This window comes from Nocardia fusca NBRC 14340 (assembly GCF_001618425.1).
Taxonomy (GTDB): Bacteria; Actinomycetota; Actinomycetes; order Mycobacteriales; family Mycobacteriaceae; genus Nocardia; species Nocardia fusca.
The window spans coordinates 92,075-116,960 of sequence record NZ_BDCU01000033.1 but is presented as its reverse complement, the minus strand read 5'-3'; the positions used below and the strand labels follow the sequence as shown (position 1 = coordinate 116,960).

Genomic DNA, 24,886 nt, shown 5'->3' with positions numbered 1-24,886 from the left:
CGACCCGATGGTCGCCGATCTCGCGGGGGAGACCCGCAGCCTCGTCGAAGGCCCGGCGCTGACCCGGATCGAACTACTCGGCGCGCCCGCCTGGACCGTCACCCGGCACAATCTGGCCCGGCAATTGCTCACCGACACCCGCCTGGTGAAGGACCACACACAGTGGAATCTGTGGCAGTCCGGCGCGGTGACCCGTGAGTGGCCGTTGATCGGCATGATCGACGCCGGACGCTCCATGTTCACCGTGGACGGCGCCGAACACCGCCGGCTGCGGATCAAGACCACCCGGGCGCTGGCGCCGCGCCGGCTGGGCGCGTTGCGACCGAAGATCGAACAGTTCACCGCCGAGCTCCTCGACGACCTGGCCGCCGCGGGCGCCGGGAACGAGGTGGTCGATCTCAAGCAGATCTTCGCCTACCCACTGCCGATGCGCGTGGTCAGTGAGCTGATGGGGGTGCCGCGCTCCGATCACACCATGCTGCTGGAGTCCTACAAGGCCTTCTTCTCCCTGCTCACCCCGCACGACGAGCGGATGCGGGTATTCGCCGAACTCGACGACTACTACACCGGTCTGATCAAGGAGAAGACTGTCCGCCCCGCCGACGACCTGACCTCGGACTTCATCCACGACGTCGCCGAGGGCGAAACCCCGCTCACCGAGGCGGAGGTGCACGGCAACCTGAAGGCCCTCGTGGCCGCCGGGCACGAGACCACGGTCAGCCTGATCATCACCACCGTCCGCGCCCTGCTCGGTCACCCGGAGCAACTGGCGGCGATCCGGTCCGGCGACCGCACCTGGGCGGAGGCGATCGAGGAGACCTTGCGCTGGGACGGCCCGGTCATCCATCTGCTGATGCGTTTCGCCACCGAGGACATCACCGTCGACGACGTCACCATCGCCAAGGGGGACGGCGTCGTCATGTCCTATCGCGCGATCGGCCGGGACCGGTCACTGCACGGCGCGGACGCCGATACCTACGACATCACCCGCCCCACCGCCAACCGAAACATCTCCTTCGGTTACGGCCCGCATATCTGCCCCGGTGCGGCCCTGGCCCGGCTCGAGGCATCCATCGCCGTGCCCGCGCTGTTCGACCGGTTCCCGGATCTGCAGTGCGCCATGCCGCTGAGCGAGATCGGCAACCTGCCGGTCCTCACGCAGAACGATCCGGCGGCCTTCCCCGTCCGCCTGGGAACCTAGAACGCCGGTCGTTCGCCCCCGCGCCTCATTGCCGAAACGTTCGACTGTCGAGCGGACTACGCCGAGGTCGTGATGCGGCTCGGTCAGGTATTCGCAGTTCGGTAGAGGGCGTCGAGCAGATGGCGCAGGGCCGGCCCCGGCGGCCCGGGCGCGACGGCGAGCGATGTCGTCACCGACAAATCGGTGAGGGGCCGGATCGCTATCCGATGGACGGTCGGCAGCGAGGTCACCTCGTAGAACACCGTCCACGACGGTGGGCCCACGGCGATATCGGCGAGGGTCTGCTGCAGGGTGGTGAACGGCGGACCCGCGGGTGGGGCGATCCCCGCGGTCCCGCATGCTTCGGTGACCAGATCGTGGAAAGGCGGGTTGGCCTCCCGGGCGGCCAGGCGCAGCGGGAGGTGCCCGAGCTGTTCGAGCCGAAGCCCGGGTGCGCCGGCGAGCGGATGGTCGGCCGGGAGTGCGACGTACAGCGGATCGGTCCACACCTCGAGTGCTTCGAGGCCGGCCGATGGGCGTAGAGCGCGCACCAGAGCGGCGTCCAATTCCCCGGACCGCACCGCGGCGAGTCGCTCGGCCGGTGTCAGTCGCCGGGGCCGGACCTGAAGGCGCGGCGCGATCGAGGCCAGCGTGTTCAACGCGCGATACAGTCGATCGCCCGGTGCGTGCAGGGTGCCCAGTCGCAGCGTGCCATCGTCGCCCGCAGCGATATCCCCGGCGATGCGACGCATCCGCCGCGAGGCGGCGAGTACGAGCCGCGCCTCGTCCAGCAATCGTTCGCCTGCCCCGGTGAGTCGAACATGCCGGGTCGATCGGTCGAACAGGAGAACCCCGAATTCTCGCTCCAGCCGCGCGATCTGCTGGCTCACCGCCGACTGGACGATATTCATGCTCCGGGCCGCCCGGCCGAAGCCGCCCTCCTCGGCGACGGCCACGAAGTACTCGAGCTGCCGCAGTTCCACTGCGCCTCCATTGATCTCGATCCGTGATCACTGCCCGGCACAACTGCGTCTGGTTCGTGCTTTCTTCCCGGTGTGCACTGAGAGCATGAACGAAGGAGACATCATGCCGCACCGCACCCCCGAAGCCCTGGTCGTACCTGCGGCGACCGCGGAAATTGTGGACCTACCCCACGGCGGGGCCTTCCATCTGCTCGCCGACGCCGTCGACACCGGTGGCGCACTGGGCGCGAACCGGCTTGCCCTCGGCGCCGGTGCGGACGGGGCCGCGCCGCACTACCACGGACGGTCCACGGAGCTGTTCTACGTGCTCGCCGGTATCGCGGAATTCCTTCTCGACGGCACTCCGACAACTGCTGCCGCGGGCAGTCTCGTCGTGGTACCGCCGGGTATGCCGCACGCCTTCGGCGCCGCACCCGGATCGCCGGTCGATCTGCTCATCGTTCTCACCCCCGGTATCCAGCGGTTCGAGTACTTCCGTCACCTCGGCCGGATCCAGCGCGGACACGCGGACTTCGACAGCCTGCTACCGGAACAACAGCGCTACGACGTCCACTTCCTGCCCGCGACGGCCTGGCGCCGCCCGGCCGATGCTACTGCGTAACCGGGCGGCGCCGACCTCACGGCGTATCCGAGGCCGAGCGCCGGACGGCTCGAGGCGACGAGAACGAACACGTGCAAGACTGGTCGCGTGCGTTTGTACCGTGACCATGCCGTCGTGCTGCGCCAGCACAAGCTGGGCGAGGCCGACCGCATCGTCACGCTCCTCACCAGGCAGTACGGTCTCGTACGGGCCGTGGCCAAGGGGGTGCGCCGCACCAAATCGAAATTCGGGGCGCGGCTGGAGCCATTCGCCTACATCGACGTGCAACTCCATCCGGGCCGCAGCCTCGATATCGTCACCCAGGTCCACACCGTCGAGGCGTTCGCGACCGCCATCATCGCCGACTACGGCCGCTACACCACCGCCTGTGCCGTATTGGAGACCGCCGAACGCCTCGCCGGTGAGGAACGCGCCCCCGTGCCACGCCTGCACTCTCTCACTGCGGGCGCATTGCGCGCGATCGCCGAAGGGCAGCGCCCACCCGAACTGGTCCTCGACGCCTTCCTGCTGCGCGCCATGGACTACGCCGGCTGGGCCCCCGCCGTCGACGAATGCGCCCGCTGCGCCACCCCCGGCCCGCATCGCGCGTTCCATGTGGGCGCCGGGGGAGCGGTCTGCGTCCACTGCCGCCCACCCGGCGCCGTTACCCCCGCTCCCGCGGTCTTCGACCAGCTGCTGGCGTTACGCCACGGCCGTTGGGAACGGGTCGAGACGATCCCCGAATCGGCGCGCCGGCAGGCCAGCGGGCTGATCGCGGCCCACCTGCAATGGCATCTGGAACACAAATTGCGCACCCTGCCGCTGGTGGAGCGCAGCGGCGGAGCCCCCCACACCGCAGCATCGGCGAACACCGACGAACAACTGCGCGCGGTAGATCAGGTCGCCGGCGTGGCGGGCCCAGGGTAGTGATGAATCTGCCCGGCTCTCCGATGGGGTCGGTGCACTGGTCGAGAAAACTGATTCCTCACTCATGAGGGTCTACCTGCGGACCCGGACCTCGAATGCCGACGTAACCGTATGCGTCGAGTTTTACGAGACACCTCCAAGGGTTGAGGCCCGTCTCGCCGTTTCGGCCTCGAAGCGCATGCGCGAAGCTCGAGTCTCGAGGCCGAAACGGCGAGACCCAGGGGGCCTCAACCCCGCGCGCGCCAGCGCGCCATATACACAGCTAGGCTTTGGGCGTGATCCTGCGTCGTGACACCACCGGTTCGGACGTGCCCGCGTCCGATACCGTCCGCACCATCCGGCCGCCGTCACCGCACCCTTCCGGGGCCCGCCCGCCCGAGATTCCCGCGGAACTGGTTCCCAGGCATGTCGCGCTGGTGATGGACGGTAACGGGCGCTGGGCGCAGGAGCGTGGGCTGCCGCGTACCGCGGGCCACGAAAAAGGCGAGGCCGTGCTCATGGACACCGTCGAGGGTTGTATCGAGATCGGTGTGAAGTGGTTGTCGGCATACGCGTTCTCCACCGAGAATTGGCGGCGCAGCCCCGACGAGGTGCGGTTTCTCATGGGGTTCAACCGGGATGTGATCCGGCGGCGGCGGGACGAGATGCACGAGATGGGGGTGCGGGTGCGCTGGGCGGGGCGGCGGCCGCGATTGTGGCGCAGCGTGATCCGGGAGTTGGAGACGGCGCAGGAGCTGACCAAGGACAACACCGTGATGACCTTGACCATGTGTGTCAACTACGGTGGCCGTGCCGAGATCGCCGATGCGGCACGGGAGATCGCGCGCCGGGTGGCGGCGGGGGAGATCGATCCGGAGAAGGTCGGTGAGGATACGGTCGCCCGGTTCCTGGACGAACCGGATATGCCGGATGTGGATCTGTTCCTGCGGCCGTCGGGGGAGTTCCGTAGTTCGAATTTCCTGATCTGGCAGTCGGCGTACGCCGAGTTCGTCTATCAGGCGACACTGTTCCCGGATTTCGATCGGCGCAATCTGTGGGAAGCCTGTCTCGAGTACGCGCGGCGGGATCGCCGGTTCGGGGGTACCAAATGAGCGGCGAGGCCGAATCGGGCGCGCTGGCACCGGATCTGGAGTTGCAGGCCCGGGCCGGCGCCGGGCTGGGGCTCTACGATATCGATGTCCGGGTCGACAACGACGGTTCGCTGCGTTTCGATTTCCAGGGCGCGTTGTGTTCGCTGAGCGCGTTCACGTTGACGCCGGGTCTGGATGTGCTGTCGCTGACGTGTGTGCTGGCCTGGGATCGGCCGCTCAAACCGCAGTTGCACAAGCGGGTGGCCGAACGGAATGCGTCGTTGCAGTTCGGTTCGATCGCGCTGTTCGCGCACGACAAGCTCGCCGATGTGATTCTCCGCTACACCTTCCCGGCGGCCGGCCTGGACGACATGGCATTGACGACGATGCTGCTGCTGGTGCTCGGTGGCGCCGGGGAGGCGCGCAAGGGCCTGCTGCCCTGATCCGCTCAGGCCTGGTCGGTGCCTGGCGCGGATCCGGTCGTCGACCAGGTGCGGCGGGTTTCCGGGTCGCCGTACGGGAACAGGGTGTCCACGCCGCGTAGATATTGGTCGCGCACCAGGTCGCCCAGCAGCAGGTGCTGCAGCACGTAGCCGGGGAGCAGTCCGAAGAGCGCGGCGGCGACCGCTTCCACGTCGGCGTCGGGAGGTAGCCATCCGGCCGTGCGCATCCGTTCGGCGTATTCGCGCCACATTTCCCGGATGCTCGCCATGGTCCGGCGTACGGGTGCGGCCGCCTCGTCGTCGATGAGGGCCAGTGACCATGCCTGCGGCGCCAGGCGTATCCGGCCTTCCGGCCCGCTCTGTGTTTCGATCCAGTCTGTCATCCGCGCGATCAGTTCGGCCGGTGTGGGCAGCGGGTCGCTGTGGATGACGGCCGTCATCTGCGCGCGGATATCACCGGCGGCGGTCGAGGCGAGCGCGATGACCAGTTCGTCCTTGCTCTTGAAATAGCGGTAGACAGCGCCCGCGGACAGGCCCGATTCGGTGAAGACATCCTGCATGGAGGTCTGATGGAAGCCTTTTCGGACGAAGCAGATACGGGCGGCGTCCAGGATCTGTCGTCGGCGGCGTTCCAGGTGTTCGTCACTGACTCGGGGCATGCCTACAAACTAAAACGAATGTTCGTTCTTGACAAGGCGCGGGGCCGGTGGGACGGTGGGTGCACCTAAAAAGAACGAGCCTTCGATTTTCTGGGGAGAACGTCATGAACGTCATCCAGCGTGCCGTGGCACTCGGGGTGGGCGCGGCCCTGCTGCAAGGGTTGATGCTGATCGCTTTCGCGTGGCCGGCGACCAATATCGCGCCCCGCGATCTACCGCTCGCCGTCGCCGGCCCGCAGGCCGCGATGGTCGAGGCCCGGCTGACCGGCCAGAATCCCGGCGCGTTCGAGCTCACCGTCGTACCCGACGAAGCGGCGGCCCGCGCGGCCATCGGTGACCGCGAGGTCTACGGCGCGATCGTGACCGGTGGCGGCGCGCCGCGGGTGCTGGTCGCTTCCGGCGCGGCCCCCGCGGTCGCCCAGCAGCTCACCCAGATCGGCCAGCAGATGTCCGGGGCGCCGGCCGCGCCGGTCGAGGACGTCGTCCCCGCCGACCCCGACGATCCGCGCGGAGCGGGTTTCGGCGCCATGGCGCTCCCGCTGGTCATGGCCGGTATCGCGGGCGGTGTGCTGCTGACTCTGCTGATTCCCGCCGCCGGTGGTCGTGCGCTCGGGGCGCTCGTCTTCGGTCTCGCCGGCGGTCTGCTGAGCATGCTGGTCACCCAGACATGGCTGTCCATTGTCCCCGGTAGCTACCTCGCCCTGTCGGCGGTGGCCGGGCTGGTCTCGTTCGCGGTGGCCGGCACGGTCGCCGGGCTGGCCACCGTGATCGGCCGGGCCGGTATCGGCATCGCCGCCCTGACCATGCTGCTCATCGGCAACCCGTTCTCCGCCGCCACCGCCGCTCCGGAACTGCTGCCGCAGCCGTGGGGCACGATCGGGCAGTTGCTGCCCCCGGGTGCCGCGGCATCGCTGCTCCGCTCGGTGGCGTTCTTCGACGGCGCGGGCGCGCAGCGTCCGGTGCTGGTCCTGCTGGCGTGGGCGGGATTCGCGCTCGTCCTGTTCGGTATCGGAGCGATCCGCGATCGGGCCCGTGTCGAGCCGGCGCCGACCGCCGAGTCGGCGCCGGTACCGGTCACCGCGTGAGTCGCGGACGGAATACGGCGAAGGCCGCTACCACCCGGTGGTAGCGGCCTTCGCCGTGGTTCGGAGGTGCTCCGAGGTGCTAGCCCCGGCCGACCGCGGAGCAGGAGTGGCAGGTGCCGAAGATCTCCAGCGTATGGCTGACTTCGGTGAACCCGTGGCTGGAGGCGGTGCTGGCCGCCCACGCCTCCACGGTTGGTCCGGCGACCTCGACCGTGCGGCCGCAGTGGCGGCACACCAGGTGGTGGTGATGACCGGTCGAGCACTGCCGGTAGACCGATTCGCCGTTGTCGGTGCGCAGGACATCGACCATTCCGGCGTCGGCCAGTGATTGCAGAGTGCGGTAGACGGTGGTCAGTCCGATCCCCTCGCCGCGCCGGCGTAGCTCGTCGTGTAGCTCCTGAGCCGACCGGAACCTGTCGATGTCCTCCAGTAGCGAGGAGATCGCGTTGCGTTGCCGCGTGGTGCGAATACCGACTGCTCTCTGTGTGGCGGTCCCTTTGCCGGTGACCAGGTTCTCGGACACGAATTACCCTTCTTCTTCGGCGTGCGCTACTGCGTCGACCACGATATGCGCCAGATGGTCGTCGACGAGTTCGTAGAGGACCTCCCGGCCCGAACGCTCACCGTGTACCACCCCGGCCGATTTGAGTATCCGCAGATGCTGGCTGACCAGTGGTTGTGTAACGCCGAGGGCATCCACCAGCTCGTGCACACAGCGCGGCGACTCCCGCAGTTGTAGCACGATGGCGATGCGAACGGGCGCCGCGAGCGCGCGCAGCAGTTCTCCGGCGTTCTCCAGCACGGTCCGGGTGGGTATGGGGACCGGTGCCGGGGAGCGGTAGGGATTGTGCTGCCCGGCGGCGGCAGTGTCGGTTGTCATCGTCCACTCCTTATTGGAAACCGGTCCCATTTTGATATGCATGGGTATGCATGTCAAATATCCATGCCGATACGCACGCGAATCGTGCTCGCGCGGACACGGCGGCGGTACTCCGGGCGCGGGCGGGCTGCGGATGGGCCGGGCCCGCGGGCACCTACTAGGCTGTACCCGATCAGCCGTGCACGGCGGCGCAGCTACCGTGGGCAACTGCGATCACGTAGCCCGATCCGGGCAGCGTAACTACTGGCGATTCGTAGTGGATGGAGAATTCTCGCGTGGCACCCAAGTCGAAGGTGGACACCGTTGCCAACCTCGCCAAGCGCCGGGGTCTGGTGTACCCGTGCGGTGAGATCTACGGCGGTACCAAATCGGCGTGGGACTACGGTCCGCTGGGCGTCGAGCTCAAGGAGAACATCAAGAAGCAGTGGTGGCGGTCCATGGTCACCAGCCGCGAGGATGTGGTCGGCCTCGACTCGTCGGTGATCCTGCCGCGCCAGGTCTGGGTGGCCTCCGGCCATGTCGAGACCTTCTCCGATCCACTCGTCGAATCCCTGCACACGCACAAGCGCTACCGGGCCGACCATCTGCTCGAGGCCTACGAAGCCAAACACGGCCACCCGCCGGTCAACGGACTCGCCGATATCAACGACCCGGAAACCGGCCAGCCCGGCAGCTGGACCGAGCCGAAGAACTTCTCCGGCCTGCTGAAAACTTTCCTGGGCCCGGTGGACGACGAAGAGGGCCTGCACTATCTGCGGCCGGAGACCGCCCAGGGCATCTTCGTGAACTTCGCGAACGTGATGACCACCGCGCGCAAGAAGCCGCCGTTCGGTATCGCCCAGATCGGCAAGAGCTTCCGCAACGAGATCACCCCCGGCAACTTCATCTTCCGCACCCGTGAGTTCGAGCAGATGGAGATGGAGTTCTTCGTCAAGCCCGGCGAGGACGCCGAATGGCACAAGTACTGGATCGACACCCGCTTCTCCTGGTACACCGACCTGGGTATCGACCCGGAGAACCTGCGCCTGTACGAGCACCCGAAAGAGAAGCTCTCGCACTACTCGGCCGGTACCACCGATATCGAGTACCGCTTCGGTTTCCAGGGCGGTGAATGGGGCGAGCTGGAAGGTGTCGCCAACCGCACCGATTACGACCTGTCCACGCACGCCCGGCATTCCGGTGCGGAACTGAGCTACTACGACCAGACCACCGAGGAACGCTACGTCCCATACGTGATCGAGCCGGCCGCCGGCCTCACCCGGTCCCTGATGGCCTTCCTCGTCGACGCCTACGCCGAGGACCAGGCCCCGAACGCGAAGGGCGGCGTGGACACCCGCACGGTACTGCGCCTGGACCGTCGCCTCTCGCCGGTCAAGGCCGCGGTGCTGCCGCTGTCGCGCAATGCCGACCTCACCCCCAAGGCCAAGGACCTCGCCGCCCGGCTGCGCAAGAACTGGAACGTCGAGTTCGACGACGCCGGCGCCATCGGCCGCCGCTACCGCCGCCAGGACGAGATCGGTACCCCGTTCTGCATCACCGTCGATTTCGACACCCTCGACGACCAGGCCGTCACGGTGCGCGAACGCGACACCATGACCCAGGAGCGGATCGCCCTGGATCAGGTCGAGGGATATCTGGCGCAGCGGCTGATCGGCTGCTGATTCCGGCGGCGTGGCGTTGAGGGCCTGAGAACGCCGGCGCGAGACGCGGGACCATCCTACGGCCGCTCCCGCGCCGGCATCCGTGCTCGGGTCAGGTCGGGCGTCGTGGGGTTGTGGTGGTGTCGTAGCGCGTCGTGTCTTTGTTCCGCTTCGCCAGGCCACCCAGCCCGAGCAGACCGAGCAGTCCCAGCAGGCCCCACAAGCCGGTCTTATCGCTCTCCTTCTCGTGCTCGGCGTCCACGTCGTTCTGCGCGACCACCGCCGGCTGTGGCTGTTCCAGTGGATCGGCCGCGACAACGCCGACTCCACCGAAAGTCAGTACGAGGGACGACAGAGCAACTGCAATGGTCTTGCGCATGTATGTCTCCTTTTCCTCGTTGGGCGAGGCGGCATTACCCTGACCCGGTCGCGCTAAACCGCACGCAGAGCAATAGGCTGCCGACCTGGGCTCACGTGGGTCGCACGGCCGGAAGCCCTGGTTCGGGGCTGCGAGCCCGCCGGTTCTCGAGCACTACAGTGGCGCTCGCGCGGCCCACAGCTGCCGCGCATATCGCTAGCATCGGGGGCGTGATCACCATCGATACCTCCTACACCGGCCATGTCACAGCGGGTTCGGCGCCGCAGCGCCGCGAGGTCCCGGGCGCGAGGGTGACCAAGATGTCGGTCGGCCCGATGGACAACAACACCTACCTCGTCCAGTGCGCCGCCACCGGAGCCGCCCTGCTCGTCGACGCCGCCAACGAAGCCGACCGGATCCTCGAGCTGATCGAGCAGGAGACCACCGAGGGGGTCGGCCTGATCGTCACCACCCACCAGCACGGCGACCACTGGCAGGCCCTGGAAGCCGTCGCCGCCGCCACGGGCGCTCCGACGGCGGCCCACTCCCTGGACGCCGACCCGCTTCCGGTACCGCCGCAGCGCATCCTGGCCGACGGGGACACCGTCACCGTCGGCGACCTATCCCTCGAAGTGATCCATCTGGTCGGGCACACGCCGGGGTCGGTAACTCTCGCGCTCACAGACGGGTCCGGCCGGACCCACCTGTTCACCGGCGACTGCCTTTTTCCTGGTGGTGTGGGGAAAACCTGGCGTCCCGAGGATTTCGCCACCCTGCTGGACGGGGTGACCACCAAACTCTTCGACCGCTACGGCGACGATACGGTCGTGTATCCGGGCCACGGTGACGACACCACGCTCGGTGCCGAACGGCCGCAGCTGGCGGAGTGGAAGAGTCGGGGCTGGTAGTTCCTGGCGCGATGCCGTCTCGGCGCGGGGGCGACTCGGGGAGCTGTCCGCGGTAGTGCGTGGGAGGTGAGTCGATGGGACGGGTCCGGGCGCTGCCGGCACCGGTCGGCCGCGCTGACGGAAGCACCGACAGCCGGCCCGGCGGCGGCGTGCGGTATCGGCCGCGGAACTGTCCACGGCGGTCTGACGGCCGGAACTGTCGCCGGTACGCTAGGAGATCCGCGCGCGAACTCCGTCGGCGCGGCGACCGGGGGGTCTTATACAGTGAAAGACTTTCCTGACGGCACTGCCAAGGAGCTGGTCCGGCGGTTGCGGGACGACTTGATAGAGCTGCTCAGCAGACGGGCCGGCGGCCACCTTCACGGCAGAGTGGACGGCATCTCGGATCGCGCCGACCGGGCAGCGGTTACGTATCGAGGCGCCGAAGAACACGGCAGACAGCAGATCCCGGCGGATGGTCCGGAGCGGTTACCGGCGGACTCCAAGCAAGTGTCCGCGGAACGTCCGGCACCGGGATCGCCGCCACTGGAGACGGAAACTTCTCTGCCGGTCAGCGGATCCGGCGACAACGGGCCGGCATCCGATCGCGCACAACATTTCGTTCTGAGACTGACCCAAGCAGACAGAGATGCCTTCGCGAGCCTCGCCGACAAGCTCTCTCTGCACAACATGGTCGGCGACGCCAAGCTTCTTGCGACCTTCGAGGAATTACGCGGGAAGAGGTTTTCGCCGGAGGAGAACAGGCTTATCGGGCTGTTGGACCAAATGCAGGCGGAGCGAGGCGGGAAACTGATCAAAACGAATCTGGAGTTCCGCTGGGTCTCGGCGGAACCAGATCTCGGAGTTCCGAAGCTCGTGGAGGACGCACGCGTGCACGGAGGATCGGAACCGAACAGACCCTGGACGCATATAGGGGGCAGCGTCGTACAGGATTTCATGGCGCGAGATCGCGATCCTGGTGTCCTGTTCGTCTATGACGGCGACAAGCTCAGACCGCCGACCGAGGAAGAAAGAAAGGACCCCAACGGGAAGCACATGTACATGTACGCCAAGAAGCCTGTTGACGGGCTGGAATTGAAAGACGCGCTGTTGGGGATGATCCGCTTCGACCCTCCCAGCGGCTGAGAGTACGGGACGTCGCGAGCCGGCGAGCGCCGGACTTCGGGCCCGACTCGCCGCGTGCCTACTCCATGACCGCAGCGATCACCGACAGATGGTGATCACTCGTCCGGAGGTAGGTCCGAATTGGACCTACCTACACCGCTGCCGGTGACCGCGGCGACAGCGCCGGGAGCGGGCTGATTCAGGACAGTTCGACCAGTTTCTGCCGCAGCCAGTTCAGCGTGGTGACCCCGCCGGCCACCTGGTAGCTCGGGTAGCTCTGGTGAATACCGGATTTCACGAAATCGTCGACCTGCTTCTTGCGCTCCTCGTAGGCGGTGCCGTTGAGCTGGTCGTGCAGCAGGCCGAGGCCGCCGGCGGCGAGGGCGTCGTTGAGCAGCTGCATGCCGAGGGTCTGGTAGTTGCCGAGCTGGGTGGGGTCGGGATTGGAGACCTGGGCGAAGAATCCGGCGATCCGGGCGGCGAAATCGCCGTCGGGGGTCGAGCAGTACAGGTCGCCGACGGCACAGAAGGTGTAGGTGCGGTTGCTCAACCAGCCGAAACCGGTCAGCCGGGGGCCGCCGGCGCCGGCGCCCAGGACCGGTGGGCCGATGAGGTTGTCGAGGGGGGAGCGGCGCGGGTCGGCGATCAGGCCGACCAGGCCCACCCGGTCCGGCGGGACCACGCCGAGTCCGGTGCCGATCTCGGAGGCGAGGTCACCGGCGGCGTCGGCGCCCTGGCTGTAGCCGAGCAGTGCGAATCGGGTGTTGCCGCAGCGTCGTGCCACATCGGAGATCAGGCCGCGGGCTCCGGAGACGGCCTCGTTCTTGGAGCGGCCGTAGACCTCGCCCTCCCAGGGGAAGGCGGTGGCGGTATAGGTGACGTAATCGGTGTGGGCGCTGCCCGGCAGGTCGTCGGCGGCCAGGGCGAGCATTCCCTTGCCGGGGTCGGACTTCGACGTCTCCCAGGTGCCCGGGATCGCGACCACGTACAGGTCGGGGCAGTTCGCGGGCGCCGCCTGGGCGGTCGTGGCCACGGCGGGGGCGAGGACCGACGCGAGGGTTACCGCCATACCGGCGGTGGCGCTCTTCCAACGAGAAAACATCGTGTGCTCCATGTACTCACCGAGACGGCCACGGCCGTTCATCTGTTCACAGGATTCCAAAACAGTCGACGGGCATGCCACGCCTTTGTGGTGTGACGTGTGGGTGCGAGTTCGTCGACCCCGATGGATGGATCAGAGGCACTTCAGATCTCGCCGAGGGATAGCCAAGCACATCGGCGCCCGTTCCGAAAGTCGAATCTACCGGTGTTCGGCCCTGATCAACGGGATATTCACCGTCCGGCGCCGCTGTGCCGCGAAATCCTCCCGCTCACAGTGTTTTCGGTGCCCGGCCGGCGTGGCGCGCTCACTCCGTACCGGCGGTGTGCTCGAGAAAGCGGGCGAGCAGGCCGTGCAGGTTCCGGCGATCCCCCGCGGACAGCGGTGCCGGCAGTCCGGCCATCACCCGGTCGGTCGTGGTCGCCGCGGCGGCGAGCCGTTCGCGGCCGCTCGGGGTGAGGTGCACGGCGTGGCCGTGGCGGTCACATTCGTCGCGGCGGCGCTCGGCCAGTCCCTGCCTTTCCGGGTCGTCCACGATGTGGACCATCGAGGATTTGGGTTTCTTCCCGCGGCGGGAGGGTCGCTGATAACGATTCGGGCCACAAGAAGTGCCCGGCTGGCCGGAGAAGGGGTGCCCACGCTCTCCCTCTCACGTCCCCGGCGGCGGCGCCTCCCCTTTCGTAATTCCGTGACCAGCGCAAACCTCGAATCCCTGCGTTACGGCGGGGCGGGGGACCGGTGCTCGCGCGGTGTCCGGGGCCCCGAGCCTGCCTGGCAGACTTGTGGCGTGACATGGACACCAGTGCGTACACGACCGGATTCGCGTGCCGATTCCGGTGCTGCGCGCGGGATCGGTGCCGGGATCCTGCGCTGGGCAGGACGGCTGCTCGGCGGTGCCCTGGTGGTGGGGATGATCCTGGTGGGCGGTACCGCCGTGCGGGTATGGCAGGTGGCGCGGATCGAGGACTACACACCTGCCGACGCCATTGTGGTGCTGGGCGCCGCGCAGTATTCCGGGACTCCGTCGTCGGTGTTCGAGGCGCGCCTCTATCAGGCGGCGAGCCTGTACGAGCAGGGGGTGTCGGACCTGGTCATCACGGTCGGTGGCAAACAAGAGGGTGATCTGTACACCGAGGCCGCCTCGGGAAAGATGTACCTGATGGACGCGGGCGTCCCGGAGAGCGCCATCCTCGCCGTGGAGACCGGTTCCGATACGCTGCGCAGTGTGGAGGCCGTGGCGGCCGCGATGCAGGAACGCGAACTCGGCTCCGCGGTGCTGGTCAGCGATCCGTGGCATTCGCTGCGAACCCGCACCATGGCCCGCGACGCCGGACTCGACGCCTGGACCGCACCCACCCGCACCGGTCCCGCGGTGTACACCCGGGAATCGCAGGCGCACGGTATCGCCCGGGAGACCGCCGCCCTGCTGTGGTATCAGCTCACCCACTTCTCGGCGGATTTCAACTACACCGCCGGGCAGTGAAACCTTCACCCGCCGGTGCCGCCGGACCTCCCGGCCGGTCACTGCCCGATGGCAGACTGGGTGCGGTGATCTACACCGAGCACGACCGCGAACGCCTGGTCGGGGAGGCGCCCAAAACGGCCGGCCTCGCCGGTGCCGGTGCCCACGGAAACGGGCACCGCACCGAATTCGCGCGTGACCGTGCGCGCGTACTGCATTCGGCCGCGCTACGCCGCCTCGCCGACAAGACCCAGGTGATGGGTCCCCGCGACGGTGACACGCCGCGCACCCGGCTCACACATTCGCTGGAGGTCGCGCAGATCGGCCGCGGTATCGCCGACGGCCTCGGCTGCGACCCCGACCTGGCCGAGCTCGCGGGTCTGGCGCACGATATCGGCCACCCGCCCTACGGTCACAACGGCGAGAAAGCGCTGGATATCTTTGCCACCGATTTCGGCGGATTCGAGGGCAACGCCCAGAATCTGCGGATCCTCACCAGGCTCGAACCGAAGGTCCTCGATTCCTACGGTGGCAGTGTCGGGCTCAACCTCACCCGCGCCGCGCTCGACGCCGCGATCAAATATCCGTGGCATCGCACCGAGGCGGGCGGCAAATTCGGCGCCTACGAGGCGGACGCCGACCGGTTGTCCTGGGTCCGCAAAGGCGCACCGGAGCGGCGGCCGGCGCTGGAATGCCAGGTGATGGACTGGTCCGATGATGTGGCCTACTCGGTGCACGACGTGGAGGACGGCATCATCGCCGGCCGGATCGATCTGCGTGCCCTGGCCGATCCGGTGGAGCGGGTCGCGCTGGCCGAGCTGGGGCATGTGCAGCATCGCGGCCTCTCGGTCGACGATCTGGTGGCCGCCGCGCAGCGGCTGTCCGAATTGCCGGTCGTCGCGGATGTGTTCGTCTACGACGGCACCCTCACCAGTTCGGTTGCCTTGAAACGGCTCACCAGTGAACTCGTCGGCCGATTCGCCAACGCGGCGGTTGTCGCGACGCGCGCGGCCCATCCCGGACCGCTCGCCCGCTACTCCGCCGACCTGGTGGTGCCGCCGGTGGCCGCCGCCGAGGTCGCCGTCCTGAAGACCGTCGCGCTGCGCTACGTCATGTCCGATCCCGACCACAAGTTGCGTCAGGCCGAGCAGCGCGCCCGCCTCACCGCCGTCGCCGAACACCTGCTCGCCACCGGCCCCGCCGCGCTCGACCCGCTGCTGCTGCCCTGGTGGGAGACCGCCGCCGACGACAGCGCCCGGGTCCGGGTGATCGTCGATCAGATCGCCTCCTACACCGAGAGCCGCCTGGAACGGATCGCCGCCACCCTGAATTCGTGACGGCACGCACGGCGTCGCGGCCGGCGTCGGGGTGCTCGGGTTCCGGCGGGTACCCGCTCGCCTAGACTCGACTCCGTGACCGGACGAATACCTGCTCGCGATATCACAGCCATTCGGGAGCGCGTCCGGATCGAGGATGTGGTGGGCGAGTATGTGGCGCTCAAACGGGGCGGCGCGGACTCGATGAAGGGGCTGTGCCCGTTCCACGACGAGAAGTCCCCCTCCTTCCATGTGCGGCCCAACCACGGCCTCTTCCACTGTTTCGGATGCAACGAGGGCGGCGATGTGTATGCCTTCCTGCAGAAGATCGAGCACATCGGTTTCGTGGAAGCCGTCGAGCAGATGGCCGACCGGATCGGCTACCGGATCAACTACGAGGGCGGCGGGACATCGGTCCAGCGCGACCGCGGCACCCGGTCCCGGCTGGTGGCCGCCAACGCCGCCGCCCACGAGTTCTATGTCGAACGGCTGCGCGGCCCCGACGCCACGGTCGCCCGCAAGTACCTCACCGACCGTAACTTCGACGACGCCGCCTGGACCCAGTTCGGCTGTGGTTACGCCCCCGACGGCTGGGACACCCTCACCAAGCACCTGCTGAACCGGGGCTTCGATTTCAAGGAACTCGAGGCGGCCGGTCTGTCGCGGCAGGGCCGGCGTGGCCCGATCGACCGGTTCCATCGGCGGCTGCTGTGGCCGATCCGCAATCTCGGCGGCGATGTGATCGGTTTCGGCGCCCGTAAACTCTTCGAAGACGACACCATGCCGGGCAAATACGTCAACACCCCGGAAACCCTGCTGTACAAGAAATCCCAGGTGCTGTTCGGTCTCGAACACGCCAAGCGGGAAATCGCCAAGGGCCATCAGGCCGTGGTCGTCGAGGGCTACACCGATGTGATGGCCATGCATCTGGCCGGGGTGAAAACCGCGGTGGCCGCCTGCGGCACCGCCTTCGGTGACGACCACCTGGCGATCCTGCGCCGGCTGCTCATGGACGACAACTTCTGGCGCGGCGAGATCATCTTCACCTTCGACGGCGACGCCGCCGGTCAGGCCGCCGCCCTCAAGGCGTTCCTCGGTGACCAGAAGGTCGCCGGGCAAACCTACGTCGTGGTCTCGCCCGACGGCCAGGACCCCTGTGAGATGCGCCAGCAGTCCGGTGACGCCGCCCTGCGCGATATGGTCGCCCGCCGCGAACCGCTGTTCGATTTCGCGCTGCGCCAGGAGATCGCCAAACGCGAGGACAGCCGCACCCGGGCCCTCACCTACGACAGCCAGGTCGAGGTGATGCGCTGGGCGGTTCCCATCGTCGCCCAGATCAAGGACCACGGCCTGCGCAAACGCTACGCGACCCAGCTCGCCGAATGGACCGGCTGGCAGGATCCGCAGCTGGTGTACCGCCGGGTCGATGAGGAGGCCCGCAAGTTGCGCGGCGCGGCGGCCGCCCCGCCCACTCGTGCGCCCCGAGGCGAGCAGTCCGGTCCCACGCCGCCTGCCGCCCGCCCCGACCCCCGGGACCCGGTACTGCGCTCCCAGCGTCAGGCCCTTACCGCCGGACTGCAGTACCCCGAGATCGCCGGCCCGGCGTTCGACGCCCTCGAAGCCGACGCGTTCACCCATCCCGCCTATATCGCCGTCCGCACGCTCATGGCCGAAGCCGGGGGAGTGTCGGCGGGCCTCTCGGGTGCGGACTGGGTGAGCGCGATCACCGACCGCACCGACGACCTCACGCTGCGCGCCCTGGTCTCCGAGCTCGCCAGCGAACCGCTGCCGGTGAAGACCACCGGCGATATCCCCCGGTTCATCACCGGAGTCCTCGCCAACGCCCAGGCCGCCCTGGTCGGACGGCAGATCGCCGAACTCAAGTCACGGCTGCACCGTGTCTCCTCCGTCGACGAACCGGAGACCTATATGGCGCTGTTCGCCGACCTCGTGGCTCTCGAGCAGTACCGCAAGAGTCTGCTGGAACAGGCCATGGGCACCAGCGAATTCGGCGCCGCCTGACCCGTAGTGAGCTATCGCCGCCGTAGCTGGTCGTGCGGGACCATCACGGTGGTGCGCTCGTCGAGCGGCTCCATCGGCTCCAGTTTCGGCTGGGTGCTCAACTTGTCCGACAGCTTCTGTCTGCTCACCTGCACCAGCTTGCGCGTCACCGGGCTCCCCGCGACCGCGCGGGCACTCGCGCTGATCTGTTCATAACGTGCCCGCCCGGCCTTACTGCCCAGCACATAACCGGCAGCGATACCGATGATCAACCGCAACATTGTGGGTGGAGCTCCTCCCAGTAGTCCGTGCCGACCCATCCTGCCCGACCGCACCGACACCTGTCGATCCGGTCCCCACGGCCGGTCGGGCCCCGTTTCGGCCTCCCGCCCCGGCTCGACCCGGCGATTTGGGCACGCACCCACCCATACGCTAGAGTTTCGTCTCGGTCAGCCCGGTACGGGCGAGGCCGCCGAGCAATCCCCTATAGCTCAATTGGCAGAGCAGCCGACTGTTAATCGGCAGGTTACTGGTTCGAGTCCAGTTGGGGGAGCAAGAAAACAACCCCCTACCAGCGCAAACAGGTAGGGGGTTGACCTTTACCCGGCGAATGTGCGTCCGAAAATTCCCGTACTTTCCCCGTACATTCAATCCCGTACTTTCCCGGACGCGTACCGATCGAGCACGACGCGCACATCCGGGCCATGCGTACGGCGCTCGACATAGTGCTGTTCGGTGGTCGACTGGCGGGCGTGCGAGAGCTGGTGCTGTGCCTCGGCAAGGCCGAGTTCACCCGTGATCACGGTCGCCACCGTGCGACGGAACGAATACGGCGTGACCCAATCCAGGCCGTCGTGTTCCTTGAGCGCTGCCCGTAGTGCGCGGCGCAGATTGGCAAGGCTCATCCATCCGCCGTCGCGATTCGCGAACACCTGTCCGTGGTCGCCGGACTGGCCGATCATCTCCGTGAGTGCAGCGACCGCGAGCGCGGGCAGCACGAGGGTGTGAGGCGGCGCCCCACCCTTGCGTTCGTCCTGCCGGTGTACGGGCAGCGGCTTGCCGTCCTCGTCCTCGGCCTGCCCATGGTCAATGATCGTTCCCGTAACCGTCATGGTCGGTGGATCCGCCAGCAGGTCGACCTCATGCCACCGCACGGCCAGCAGTTCATTCGGCCGGCACCCTGTCGACCCGAGAACATCGACGACAGCAGGCAGTAAGCGGCCCGGTTTCGGACCGTTCCGGCGCGGGCGGTCGCAGAATTCCCGGATCGCCGCGCGGATCGCTATGAACTCCGCAGGCGTCGCTGCACGGGCGTCCGCAGTGGACACCTGGACCGTCTCGGTCTCCCGGATCGGGTTCACCTTGATCACGTCGTACCTCACCGCCAAGCCGAACATGCCCACGAGGATCGTCCGCAACTGCTTGCCGGAAGCCGCCGACCGGGCGGAAATGATCTTCAAATGTGCTTCGCCGCGGCTGGTTGGAAACTCCCGGATGCGAAGGGCTCCGATCTGCTTGTCAGCGTTCCTCTCCCAGCCCCGGCGGTACTGAGTGACTGACTGCCGCTTGATCTTCTTGGTTGCCAGCCAGATAGCGAACAGCTCAGACAAGGTCGTCTTATCGGTCACGAGCGCGGCCGCCGTGACGGGTGCCGAGCGTGAACGCAACTCCCGCAGTAGGTTTCGGCGTGCATCTTCGTCGCTGCGGCCGCTGCGCTCGACCTCCCGGCGCTTACCATCCTCGTCACGGATATACGTTGTCGCGGTGAACCTGCCCGGCTCGACCTCGCGCACGGTGATCTTCCCCCACTCGCCGGGGCGCATCCGTTGCCTAGGCATCGTCTATCGGCCATCCGTTCGCGCGTATCTGCTGCTCGATCTCCTCGACCCGATCTTGAGCGATGCGGAACGCCTGCCGTACCTCGTCCGACGCTGAGGCGGGATCTCGGTAGTTGAGGGCTGCTGACTTCCTGACTTCCTTCGCGCGTACGTACTCACGCGCCAGCTGCACGCGTGCATTCGTACTGGCCTCCGTCCACGGGCCGAGGAAGATGTCCGATGCTCGTATCTCTCCTGAAAACCATTGCAGCGCAGTGGCTTCGCTCGTCCCGATCCTGGGCCAAACGTCCACCTGCCCGCCCGGCAATCCCGGGTAGATCAGCTGTACCGGCGGAACGCCGAGCGCCAGCGCCAACGTGATGACCTCCGCGAGGTCGAGCTTCCCCCCGCGGCTGTTGGTCTCGATTTTGGTGATGGCGACACGGTGAATCGGATAACCCAGGTCGCGGGTCCGGTCGGCCAGTTCGGCCGCCTTGATCCCCCGCTCTTTCCGGTAGGTAGCCACCGCATCGCCGAAGCGTTGGGCCAATTCGGATTGCCACGCCTTGGCGGTCTCGTCAATGTTCGGCATCTCGACATGATTGCACACGTACGAGAACATCCGCTATGCTCCCGACAGGCAGTTTGCTCGACAGAAACTGTCGCATTCCCGAACATTGGAGGAAGCGGATATGAGCACTACGGCGCAGCTGCACCCGATCCCGGTTGCGTGCCAGCGACTCGGAATCGGCCGGAGCGGCCTGTATGACCTGATGAATTCGGGGGAGCTGCACTCCGTGAAGATCGGCCGCCGTCGGCTGGTCCCGGAAAGCGCCATCGCGGACTACATCGCACGGCTCGTCGGCGGATCGGATGCCGCCTGATGTCTACCCCCGGAAACCAAGACGGCCCGGGAGCGGTTGCCGCCGCTACCCGGACCAACGAAACCCGCTCATCCCATGAGGAGATTTCCGTGAACCACGATACCAACCCCGCCCCGCTCCGTCCCGGCGACTCCGTACGGCTCCGCACCTCCGGTGAGTTGCTGACCGTTACCGAACTCGCGGGATCGACGGATCGGCCCACGATCGTATGTCGCGATGACGTGCCCGGTTCGTCGCTGCGGTTCTGCCAGCCGTCCGACCTCGAGCCGGTGGAGCTGGACGGACCCACGGAACTGGACTTGATCCGCGCGTTCGCCGACCGCGACCTTGCCGCCGACCGCGCGGCCCAGCTGCGGGCTCAGCGAGAGATCGCGGAAGCGAAAGCTCAGAACTACGCCGAAGGGGTCACCCGGCGCGTCATCGACGCTATCGAGGCATCGGGAACCCCGGTGTTCGACCTGCTGGAAGGCACCGGCATCAGCATCCACCGGTTGGCCCAGGTGTGCGACGGTGCCGATTGCTTCACCGTCAGTGAGGTCTGCGTCCTGACCCTCGCCGCCGGGGTGGGCATCCGCGACATGTTCGGCCCGGTCGACGCCGCGGAGGTGACCCGGTGATCGCGCCTACCCGGATCGAAACCGCGGCCGCCATCGGCGTGCACCTTGACGCGGAGCTCGGCGAACTCTCCATCGTCGGCCGCGCCTTGCGTATCGGAACCATCGTCATCCAGGACGACGGAGAGATCCATGCCGTTCCCCGCCGAGGGATCGGCGCCTACACCGCCGAGCTGCTGGCCGTCGCCGAGGATGTCGCGGTCGCCGGTCGGGACCGGTCGGTTATGGGCCGGGACCGTTCCGCCGCATGGGGATATCAGGCCGATCTCGGTTGGTACGCCGGGGTGGTTGTCCCGCTGCACCGCCGGTCCGAGATCGCTGAGGAGGTGCGGGGATGACGCCCCCTTACCCTGCCCCGGCTCTCGGCAGGGCGATCAAGTGTCCCGAGGACGCGAAGCGGGTCTATGAGCAGCACACGGGCCCCGGTGCTGTGCCGCCCGTGGACTACTCGCCGCAGCGGTGGGCGGTCGCCATGTTCCGTACCCGGGTCGAGACCTTGGCGCGGCACCTGGCGGAACTCGCCATGACCGAACGCACGGATGACCTGCTCGACGACTGGCAGCGCGCCCACGACGAGGTGCAGCGGTTGGCCGCCGAACTCACGAAGGCGACCACCCGCCAGGAGTAACCCCGCACGCATGGAAACGGCCCGCCCCCGAGGTGGTGGGGCGGGCCGCATGAACCCTGTACAGAAAGGAGGTGCCGTATGACCGACGAGTCCACGGTATCGACGCCCGGCGAAGACAAGGACCGCAATCGGACCACGGCCGCGCGGAAGATGCCGGAACCGACCGCCCACTGCGCCGAGCATCAGCACCACGTTCGCGAGTGCCCAGAGTGCTACGTCGCGGCTGAGTTCCAGAAGATGCGGATGCGACAGAGGCGCGAACGTGAACAGGCACGTGCGGGGTTCCGGTCGGTCAGGCTCTCCACGTTCGCCGATGAATCCGACGACGTTCCGGTGTGGGCATGGAATCACGGCGGTAAGGGCCGGATCGCGGTCGGCACGCTCGCTCTGTTTGCTGGCCGGCCCGGCGCGGGTAAGTCGACCGGTGGGCGGTACATGGCCGCTCAAGTGAGTAACGGCACCCTCGAAGGGCATTGGTTCGGCCGCCCGGTCAACGTCGCCTATATCGCGGCCGAGGAGTCAGCGCGATACGTGGTCAAACCTGGCCTGCGCGCCGCTGGTGCTGATCTCAGCCGGGTGTTCATGCCACGGGTAGAACTCGACGGAGAAGAGGTCCGGTTCCTGTCGTCGCATGACATGGCCGACTTGACCCGCGAGCTGAACGACCATGACGTGAGGCTGGTCGTTGTCGACCCCCTCATGTCGACCATCGGCTCGCGCACCGATATCAACCGGAACAACGAGGTTCGTTCCCTGATCGAGCCGTGGGCCAAGCTCGCCGAGGACATCGACGGTGTGGTTCTCGGTATCGCGCATCTGAACAAGTCCGGCAACGGTGATGTCGTCGCGGGCATCAACGGGTCATCGGCGTTCGGTGAGGTCGCGCGAGCGGTGTTCGGGTTCGCCAAGGACCCGGAATCCGAAGACGGTGACCGGATCATGTCGCAGGAGAAAAACTCCATCGGCGAAGAGGATCTTGCGCTGACGTACCGGATCGAGTCGACCACCGTCACGACAGACTCGGGTCGTACCGCGGAGGTGGGTCGGTTCGTCATCGTCGGTGACTCCGACAAGACGGTCGGCGACGTTCTCCGGTTCCAGCCGAAGGCCACCACGGACGGCGCCGGGTACGAGGACATCGACGCCTGGTTGCTTGAGCTACTGAAGAACGGTCCCGTCCTGGCGAAGGATGTCTACGACTCGGCGAATGCTGCCGGGTACTCGACCGACAAAGCCAAGCGTTCGAAGACGCGTATCAACAAGGCACGCGGCGTGGAGTTCATAGAGGCATTCCGGCCGGAGGTTCCCGGGCCGTGGTTCTGGCGCCGAATGGACTTCCCGGAGGAGGCCAAGGGAGCAACGGAGCACCAAGAGAGCGTCCACGCCCAGGAGGATGCTCCCTTGCACTCTTCTGCTCTCTTTGAGGTCAGAGGGGGTGCGGACACTGCCGGTCAGCCCCAAGGGAGCAAGGGAGCAAGGGAGCAAGGGTCTACGCGCGAGACCAACGTGACTCCGCTCGATGCCGCTCGTGCGTCCGACCGACAGCACCAGAAACCCCGCCGCCGGATCACCCGCGGGGGCCGTCCCATAGACCGGAGGCGTACCGATGACGCTTCGTGAGGATGAACTCAAGGCGTGCCGGTACGCCGTCTCCGAGATGCTGCGCGCCCGTCGTCGCATGGGCGCCCCGGTCCCGGAATGGCTCAGGCGCATCGACACCCGCCTCGACGCCGAACTGGTCGAATGCGCGTCCCACACCGGACACGGCCCCGACACCACCGATCGAAACTCGGAAGTGATCGGAGTGACGGAAGCCGCCCGGCTACTCGGGTGCACCGCCCGCCACGTCCGCCGCCTGGCCGCCGACCTCGACGGGCAGCGCGCGGGCCGAGCGTGGGTGTTCGACCGCCGCACCGTCAGCGAATACGCCCAAGGAAGAACGGAGTAACACAGTGGCAGATTTGACCATCCTGCGAGACGCCGCGTACGCCTACGCCGCATCCATGAGCGATGCCGAGTGGGAAGCATTCGCCGCCAGCGTGCGGGAGCCCAGCGACACCGAGGAGGCGCCGCCGACCAGTTCGGAAGCCAAGAAGGCCCGCGCCACCGCGGCATTCCGCCGTGCCGGAGGAGGCACCGCCGCATGAGCAATATCGGACAGTTCCGCAACGCTCAGCCGCAGTTCACTGCGCACCGGACCTGCGACGGTCTCACCCACCGCGGCATCAAGCTCCCCAAGCCGGTCACCGAAGCGCTCGACCTGCTCAACGACGTCGAAGCCGCACAGCCCCGCAACGAGGTCGACCGAGAACCCATCATCGCCGCCTACCTCAACCGGGAATCCGCCGAGCGCATCGAAGCCCTGTCGGCCAGTCAGTACGCCGCGGGACTCAGGTTCACCGCCTGGTCTCAGGCCCGCGACCGCGCCGGCCGGGCAGTGGTCGAAGCCCTGCGAGTTCACCACGACCACCTCACGGCCGAACTCGCCGCACTCGCCGCGCCGCTCATCTCAGCGATCGAGCATGTGGCCGGCCTCGATGACAAGAATCTCTCGGCACTGGTCAAAGGCAACCGCCACGATGACGCGCGGGTGGTAGCCGAGCTGCCCACCAACGTTGCCGAGCTCGACGCGCTCTATGCCCTGCGCCGTGCCACCACCCCGCCCGGATACGGGTATGAGCACAAAGGCGTGGACTGCGGGCAGTGGCGAGACCCGCGGCCCGTGCGCAACGCGAGCGCCACCAGCGTCCCGGACTACTACCTCACCGGCGCCATGGCCGGGGCCGAGCTGTGGTTCCCCACCGCCGATGAGGCCACCACCGCCGCACGCAAGGTCTGGGCGCTCGAGGAGAAAGAGCGGACCGAGACGCGCGATGCAGCGGTACGCGAAGCGATCAGGAACGGCGCATTCTCCGCCGGGTGACGCACAGAGCAGCCACCACCGCACACATCGAGAGAGAGGCAAGGCAATGCCACCGAGGAGACCACGCAGTCAGAAAGTCACCACCAAGGTGACCCGCAGCAAGGGCGTACCGGTCGTACAGCAGACGGTCAGCATCAACGGCCGCCCGGTCATGACCCGAGAGATACCAGTCAGTGCACTACCGGGCCGCAACAGGCAGCAGCGCGGGACAGCCAGCAAGAGCAGGGCCAGCAGCGACGGCTGCGAGTGCGGCTGAGGCGTGTGATCCACCCTGGGGGAGGGGGTCAGCCGCCCGCCGCTCGCCTCCTCCGGCATAGGCGAGTCC

30 protein-coding genes and 1 tRNA gene are annotated in these 24,886 nt (G+C 67.4%); 21 read left to right on the top strand and 10 right to left on the bottom strand.

The features are described from left to right. Positions 1 to 7 precede the first annotated feature (7 nt). Positions 8 to 1,201, top strand: a complete 1,194-nt coding sequence (locus tag NF4_RS22590) for a cytochrome P450 family protein (RefSeq protein WP_084533342.1) — start codon at positions 8 to 10, stop codon at positions 1,199 to 1,201. Positions 1,202 to 1,284: 83 nt separating this feature from the next. Here NF4_RS22590 and NF4_RS22585 read toward each other — a convergent pair whose 3' ends face one another. Continuing rightward, the gene (locus NF4_RS22585; protein WP_063129365.1) at positions 1,285 to 2,163 is read right to left on the bottom strand and encodes a LysR family transcriptional regulator; all 879 of its coding nucleotides are present in this window, start codon (positions 2,161 to 2,163) and stop codon (positions 1,285 to 1,287) included. A gap of 85 nt (positions 2,164 to 2,248) precedes the next feature. Here NF4_RS22585 and NF4_RS22580 point away from each other — a divergent pair, with 85 nt between their 5' ends. The 4 genes from NF4_RS22580 (at position 2,249) to NF4_RS22565 (ending at position 5,183) form a co-directional block, all read left to right on the top strand. Continuing rightward, positions 2,249 to 2,764, top strand: coding sequence for a cupin domain-containing protein (locus NF4_RS22580; protein WP_198165422.1), 516 nt, complete (start codon positions 2,249 to 2,251; stop codon positions 2,762 to 2,764). 87 nt (positions 2,765 to 2,851) lie between these two features. Beyond that, positions 2,852 to 3,670 (top strand): DNA repair protein RecO, encoded by an 819-nt coding sequence (gene recO / locus NF4_RS22575; protein ID WP_063129364.1) that lies wholly within the window; start codon positions 2,852 to 2,854, stop codon positions 3,668 to 3,670. Between the two features lie 275 nt (positions 3,671 to 3,945). Further along, positions 3,946 to 4,761, top strand: a complete 816-nt coding sequence (locus NF4_RS22570; protein WP_198165421.1) for an isoprenyl transferase — start codon at positions 3,946 to 3,948, stop codon at positions 4,759 to 4,761. Beyond that, the gene (locus tag NF4_RS22565) at positions 4,758 to 5,183 is read left to right on the top strand and encodes a CesT family type III secretion system chaperone (RefSeq protein ID WP_063129363.1); all 426 of its coding nucleotides are present in this window, start codon (positions 4,758 to 4,760) and stop codon (positions 5,181 to 5,183) included. The genes NF4_RS22570 and NF4_RS22565 overlap by 4 nt, the downstream gene beginning before the upstream one ends. 5 nt (positions 5,184 to 5,188) lie before the next feature. Here the strand turns inward: NF4_RS22565 and NF4_RS22560 are convergent, their stop codons facing one another. Further along, positions 5,189 to 5,842, bottom strand: coding sequence for a TetR/AcrR family transcriptional regulator (locus NF4_RS22560; RefSeq protein WP_063814670.1), 654 nt, complete (start codon positions 5,840 to 5,842; stop codon positions 5,189 to 5,191). Between the two features lie 104 nt (positions 5,843 to 5,946). On the opposite strand from NF4_RS22560, the gene NF4_RS22555 reads away from it, so the two are divergent. Continuing rightward, on the top strand, positions 5,947 to 6,927 hold the full coding sequence (locus NF4_RS22555; RefSeq protein WP_063129362.1) for a hypothetical protein: 981 nt from the start codon (positions 5,947 to 5,949) through the stop codon (positions 6,925 to 6,927). A 79-nt stretch (positions 6,928 to 7,006) separates the two neighbouring features. Here NF4_RS22555 and NF4_RS22550 read toward each other — a convergent pair whose 3' ends face one another. Then, positions 7,007 to 7,450, bottom strand: a complete 444-nt coding sequence (locus tag NF4_RS22550) for a Fur family transcriptional regulator (protein WP_198165420.1) — start codon at positions 7,448 to 7,450, stop codon at positions 7,007 to 7,009. 3 nt (positions 7,451 to 7,453) lie between these two features. Further along, entirely contained in the window at positions 7,454 to 7,807 is a 354-nt protein-coding gene (locus tag NF4_RS22545) for an ArsR/SmtB family transcription factor (RefSeq protein ID WP_030523140.1), read from the bottom strand. Positions 7,808 to 8,067: 260 nt separating this feature from the next. On the opposite strand from NF4_RS22545, the gene NF4_RS22540 reads away from it, so the two are divergent. Beyond that, complete coding sequence (locus NF4_RS22540; protein WP_198165419.1) at positions 8,068 to 9,468, top strand: glycine--tRNA ligase; 1,401 nt, start codon at positions 8,068 to 8,070, stop codon at positions 9,466 to 9,468. A 91-nt stretch (positions 9,469 to 9,559) separates the two neighbouring features. Here the strand turns inward: NF4_RS22540 and NF4_RS22535 are convergent, their stop codons facing one another. Beyond that, positions 9,560 to 9,826: a WGxxGxxG family protein gene (locus tag NF4_RS22535; RefSeq protein ID WP_063129361.1), complete on the bottom strand. Its 267-nt coding sequence runs from the start codon at positions 9,824 to 9,826 to the stop codon at positions 9,560 to 9,562. Between the two features lie 209 nt (positions 9,827 to 10,035). On the opposite strand from NF4_RS22535, the gene NF4_RS22530 reads away from it, so the two are divergent. Both NF4_RS22530 and NF4_RS22525 read left to right on the top strand, forming a co-directional pair. Beyond that, positions 10,036 to 10,713, top strand: coding sequence for an MBL fold metallo-hydrolase (locus tag NF4_RS22530; RefSeq protein ID WP_063129360.1), 678 nt, complete (start codon positions 10,036 to 10,038; stop codon positions 10,711 to 10,713). A 264-nt stretch (positions 10,714 to 10,977) separates the two neighbouring features. Then, positions 10,978 to 11,838: a hypothetical protein gene (locus NF4_RS22525; protein WP_063129359.1), complete on the top strand. Its 861-nt coding sequence runs from the start codon at positions 10,978 to 10,980 to the stop codon at positions 11,836 to 11,838. 178 nt (positions 11,839 to 12,016) lie between these two features. Here NF4_RS22525 and NF4_RS22520 read toward each other — a convergent pair whose 3' ends face one another. Next, a complete protein-coding gene (locus tag NF4_RS22520; RefSeq protein WP_063129390.1) occupies positions 12,017 to 12,919 on the bottom strand; it encodes a cutinase family protein in 903 nt (300 codons plus the stop codon). A 304-nt stretch (positions 12,920 to 13,223) separates the two neighbouring features. Then, complete coding sequence (locus tag NF4_RS22515; RefSeq protein WP_157120514.1) at positions 13,224 to 13,451, bottom strand: winged helix DNA-binding protein; 228 nt, start codon at positions 13,449 to 13,451, stop codon at positions 13,224 to 13,226. A 375-nt stretch (positions 13,452 to 13,826) separates the two neighbouring features. Between NF4_RS22515 and NF4_RS22510 the strand changes: the two genes are divergently transcribed. The 3 genes from NF4_RS22510 (at position 13,827) to dnaG (ending at position 17,716) form a co-directional block, all read left to right on the top strand. Further along, the gene (locus NF4_RS22510) at positions 13,827 to 14,399 is read left to right on the top strand and encodes a YdcF family protein (protein WP_084533346.1); all 573 of its coding nucleotides are present in this window, start codon (positions 13,827 to 13,829) and stop codon (positions 14,397 to 14,399) included. A gap of 68 nt (positions 14,400 to 14,467) precedes the next feature. Then, on the top strand, positions 14,468 to 15,715 hold the full coding sequence (locus NF4_RS22505; RefSeq protein WP_439956770.1) for a deoxyguanosinetriphosphate triphosphohydrolase: 1,248 nt from the start codon (positions 14,468 to 14,470) through the stop codon (positions 15,713 to 15,715). A gap of 75 nt (positions 15,716 to 15,790) precedes the next feature. Then, on the top strand, positions 15,791 to 17,716 hold the full coding sequence (dnaG, locus tag NF4_RS22500; RefSeq protein WP_063129356.1) for a DNA primase: 1,926 nt from the start codon (positions 15,791 to 15,793) through the stop codon (positions 17,714 to 17,716). Positions 17,717 to 17,727: 11 nt separating this feature from the next. Here dnaG and NF4_RS22495 read toward each other — a convergent pair whose 3' ends face one another. Continuing rightward, entirely contained in the window at positions 17,728 to 17,976 is a 249-nt protein-coding gene (locus tag NF4_RS22495) for a hypothetical protein (protein ID WP_030523130.1), read from the bottom strand. A 199-nt stretch (positions 17,977 to 18,175) separates the two neighbouring features. On the opposite strand from NF4_RS22495, the gene NF4_RS22490 reads away from it, so the two are divergent. Beyond that, positions 18,176 to 18,248 (top strand) — tRNA-Asn (locus NF4_RS22490). Positions 18,249 to 18,342: 94 nt separating this feature from the next. Here the strand turns inward: NF4_RS22490 and NF4_RS22485 are convergent. Beyond that, entirely contained in the window at positions 18,343 to 19,533 is a 1,191-nt protein-coding gene (locus NF4_RS22485; RefSeq protein ID WP_063129355.1) for a site-specific integrase, read from the bottom strand. Further along, positions 19,526 to 20,104 (bottom strand): helix-turn-helix domain-containing protein, encoded by a 579-nt coding sequence (locus NF4_RS22480; protein ID WP_198165418.1) that lies wholly within the window; start codon positions 20,102 to 20,104, stop codon positions 19,526 to 19,528. Before NF4_RS22480 ends, NF4_RS22485 begins: the two co-directional genes overlap by 8 nt. 100 nt (positions 20,105 to 20,204) lie before the next feature. On the opposite strand from NF4_RS22480, the gene NF4_RS22475 reads away from it, so the two are divergent. The 8 genes from NF4_RS22475 (at position 20,205) to NF4_RS22440 (ending at position 24,561) form a co-directional block, all read left to right on the top strand. Beyond that, a complete protein-coding gene (locus NF4_RS22475) occupies positions 20,205 to 20,396 on the top strand; it encodes a helix-turn-helix domain-containing protein (protein ID WP_063129353.1) in 192 nt (63 codons plus the stop codon). An 89-nt stretch (positions 20,397 to 20,485) separates the two neighbouring features. After that, positions 20,486 to 21,013 (top strand): hypothetical protein, encoded by a 528-nt coding sequence (locus NF4_RS22470; RefSeq protein WP_063129352.1) that lies wholly within the window; start codon positions 20,486 to 20,488, stop codon positions 21,011 to 21,013. After that, positions 21,010 to 21,348, top strand: a complete 339-nt coding sequence (locus NF4_RS22465) for a hypothetical protein (protein WP_063129351.1) — start codon at positions 21,010 to 21,012, stop codon at positions 21,346 to 21,348. Before NF4_RS22470 ends, NF4_RS22465 begins: the two co-directional genes overlap by 4 nt. Further along, the gene (locus NF4_RS37940; protein WP_157120513.1) at positions 21,345 to 21,638 is read left to right on the top strand and encodes a hypothetical protein; all 294 of its coding nucleotides are present in this window, start codon (positions 21,345 to 21,347) and stop codon (positions 21,636 to 21,638) included. Before NF4_RS22465 ends, NF4_RS37940 begins: the two co-directional genes overlap by 4 nt. A gap of 78 nt (positions 21,639 to 21,716) precedes the next feature. Beyond that, complete coding sequence (locus NF4_RS22455; RefSeq protein WP_232330602.1) at positions 21,717 to 23,258, top strand: AAA family ATPase; 1,542 nt, start codon at positions 21,717 to 21,719, stop codon at positions 23,256 to 23,258. Next, positions 23,245 to 23,586: a helix-turn-helix domain-containing protein gene (locus NF4_RS22450; protein WP_063129349.1), complete on the top strand. Its 342-nt coding sequence runs from the start codon at positions 23,245 to 23,247 to the stop codon at positions 23,584 to 23,586. Before NF4_RS22455 ends, NF4_RS22450 begins: the two co-directional genes overlap by 14 nt. Positions 23,587 to 23,590: 4 nt before the next feature. Further along, positions 23,591 to 23,785, top strand: a complete 195-nt coding sequence (locus NF4_RS22445) for a hypothetical protein (RefSeq protein WP_063129348.1) — start codon at positions 23,591 to 23,593, stop codon at positions 23,783 to 23,785. Further along, the gene (locus NF4_RS22440) at positions 23,782 to 24,561 is read left to right on the top strand and encodes a hypothetical protein (protein ID WP_063129347.1); all 780 of its coding nucleotides are present in this window, start codon (positions 23,782 to 23,784) and stop codon (positions 24,559 to 24,561) included. The genes NF4_RS22445 and NF4_RS22440 overlap by 4 nt, the downstream gene beginning before the upstream one ends. Positions 24,562 to 24,886: the final 325 nt, after the last annotated feature.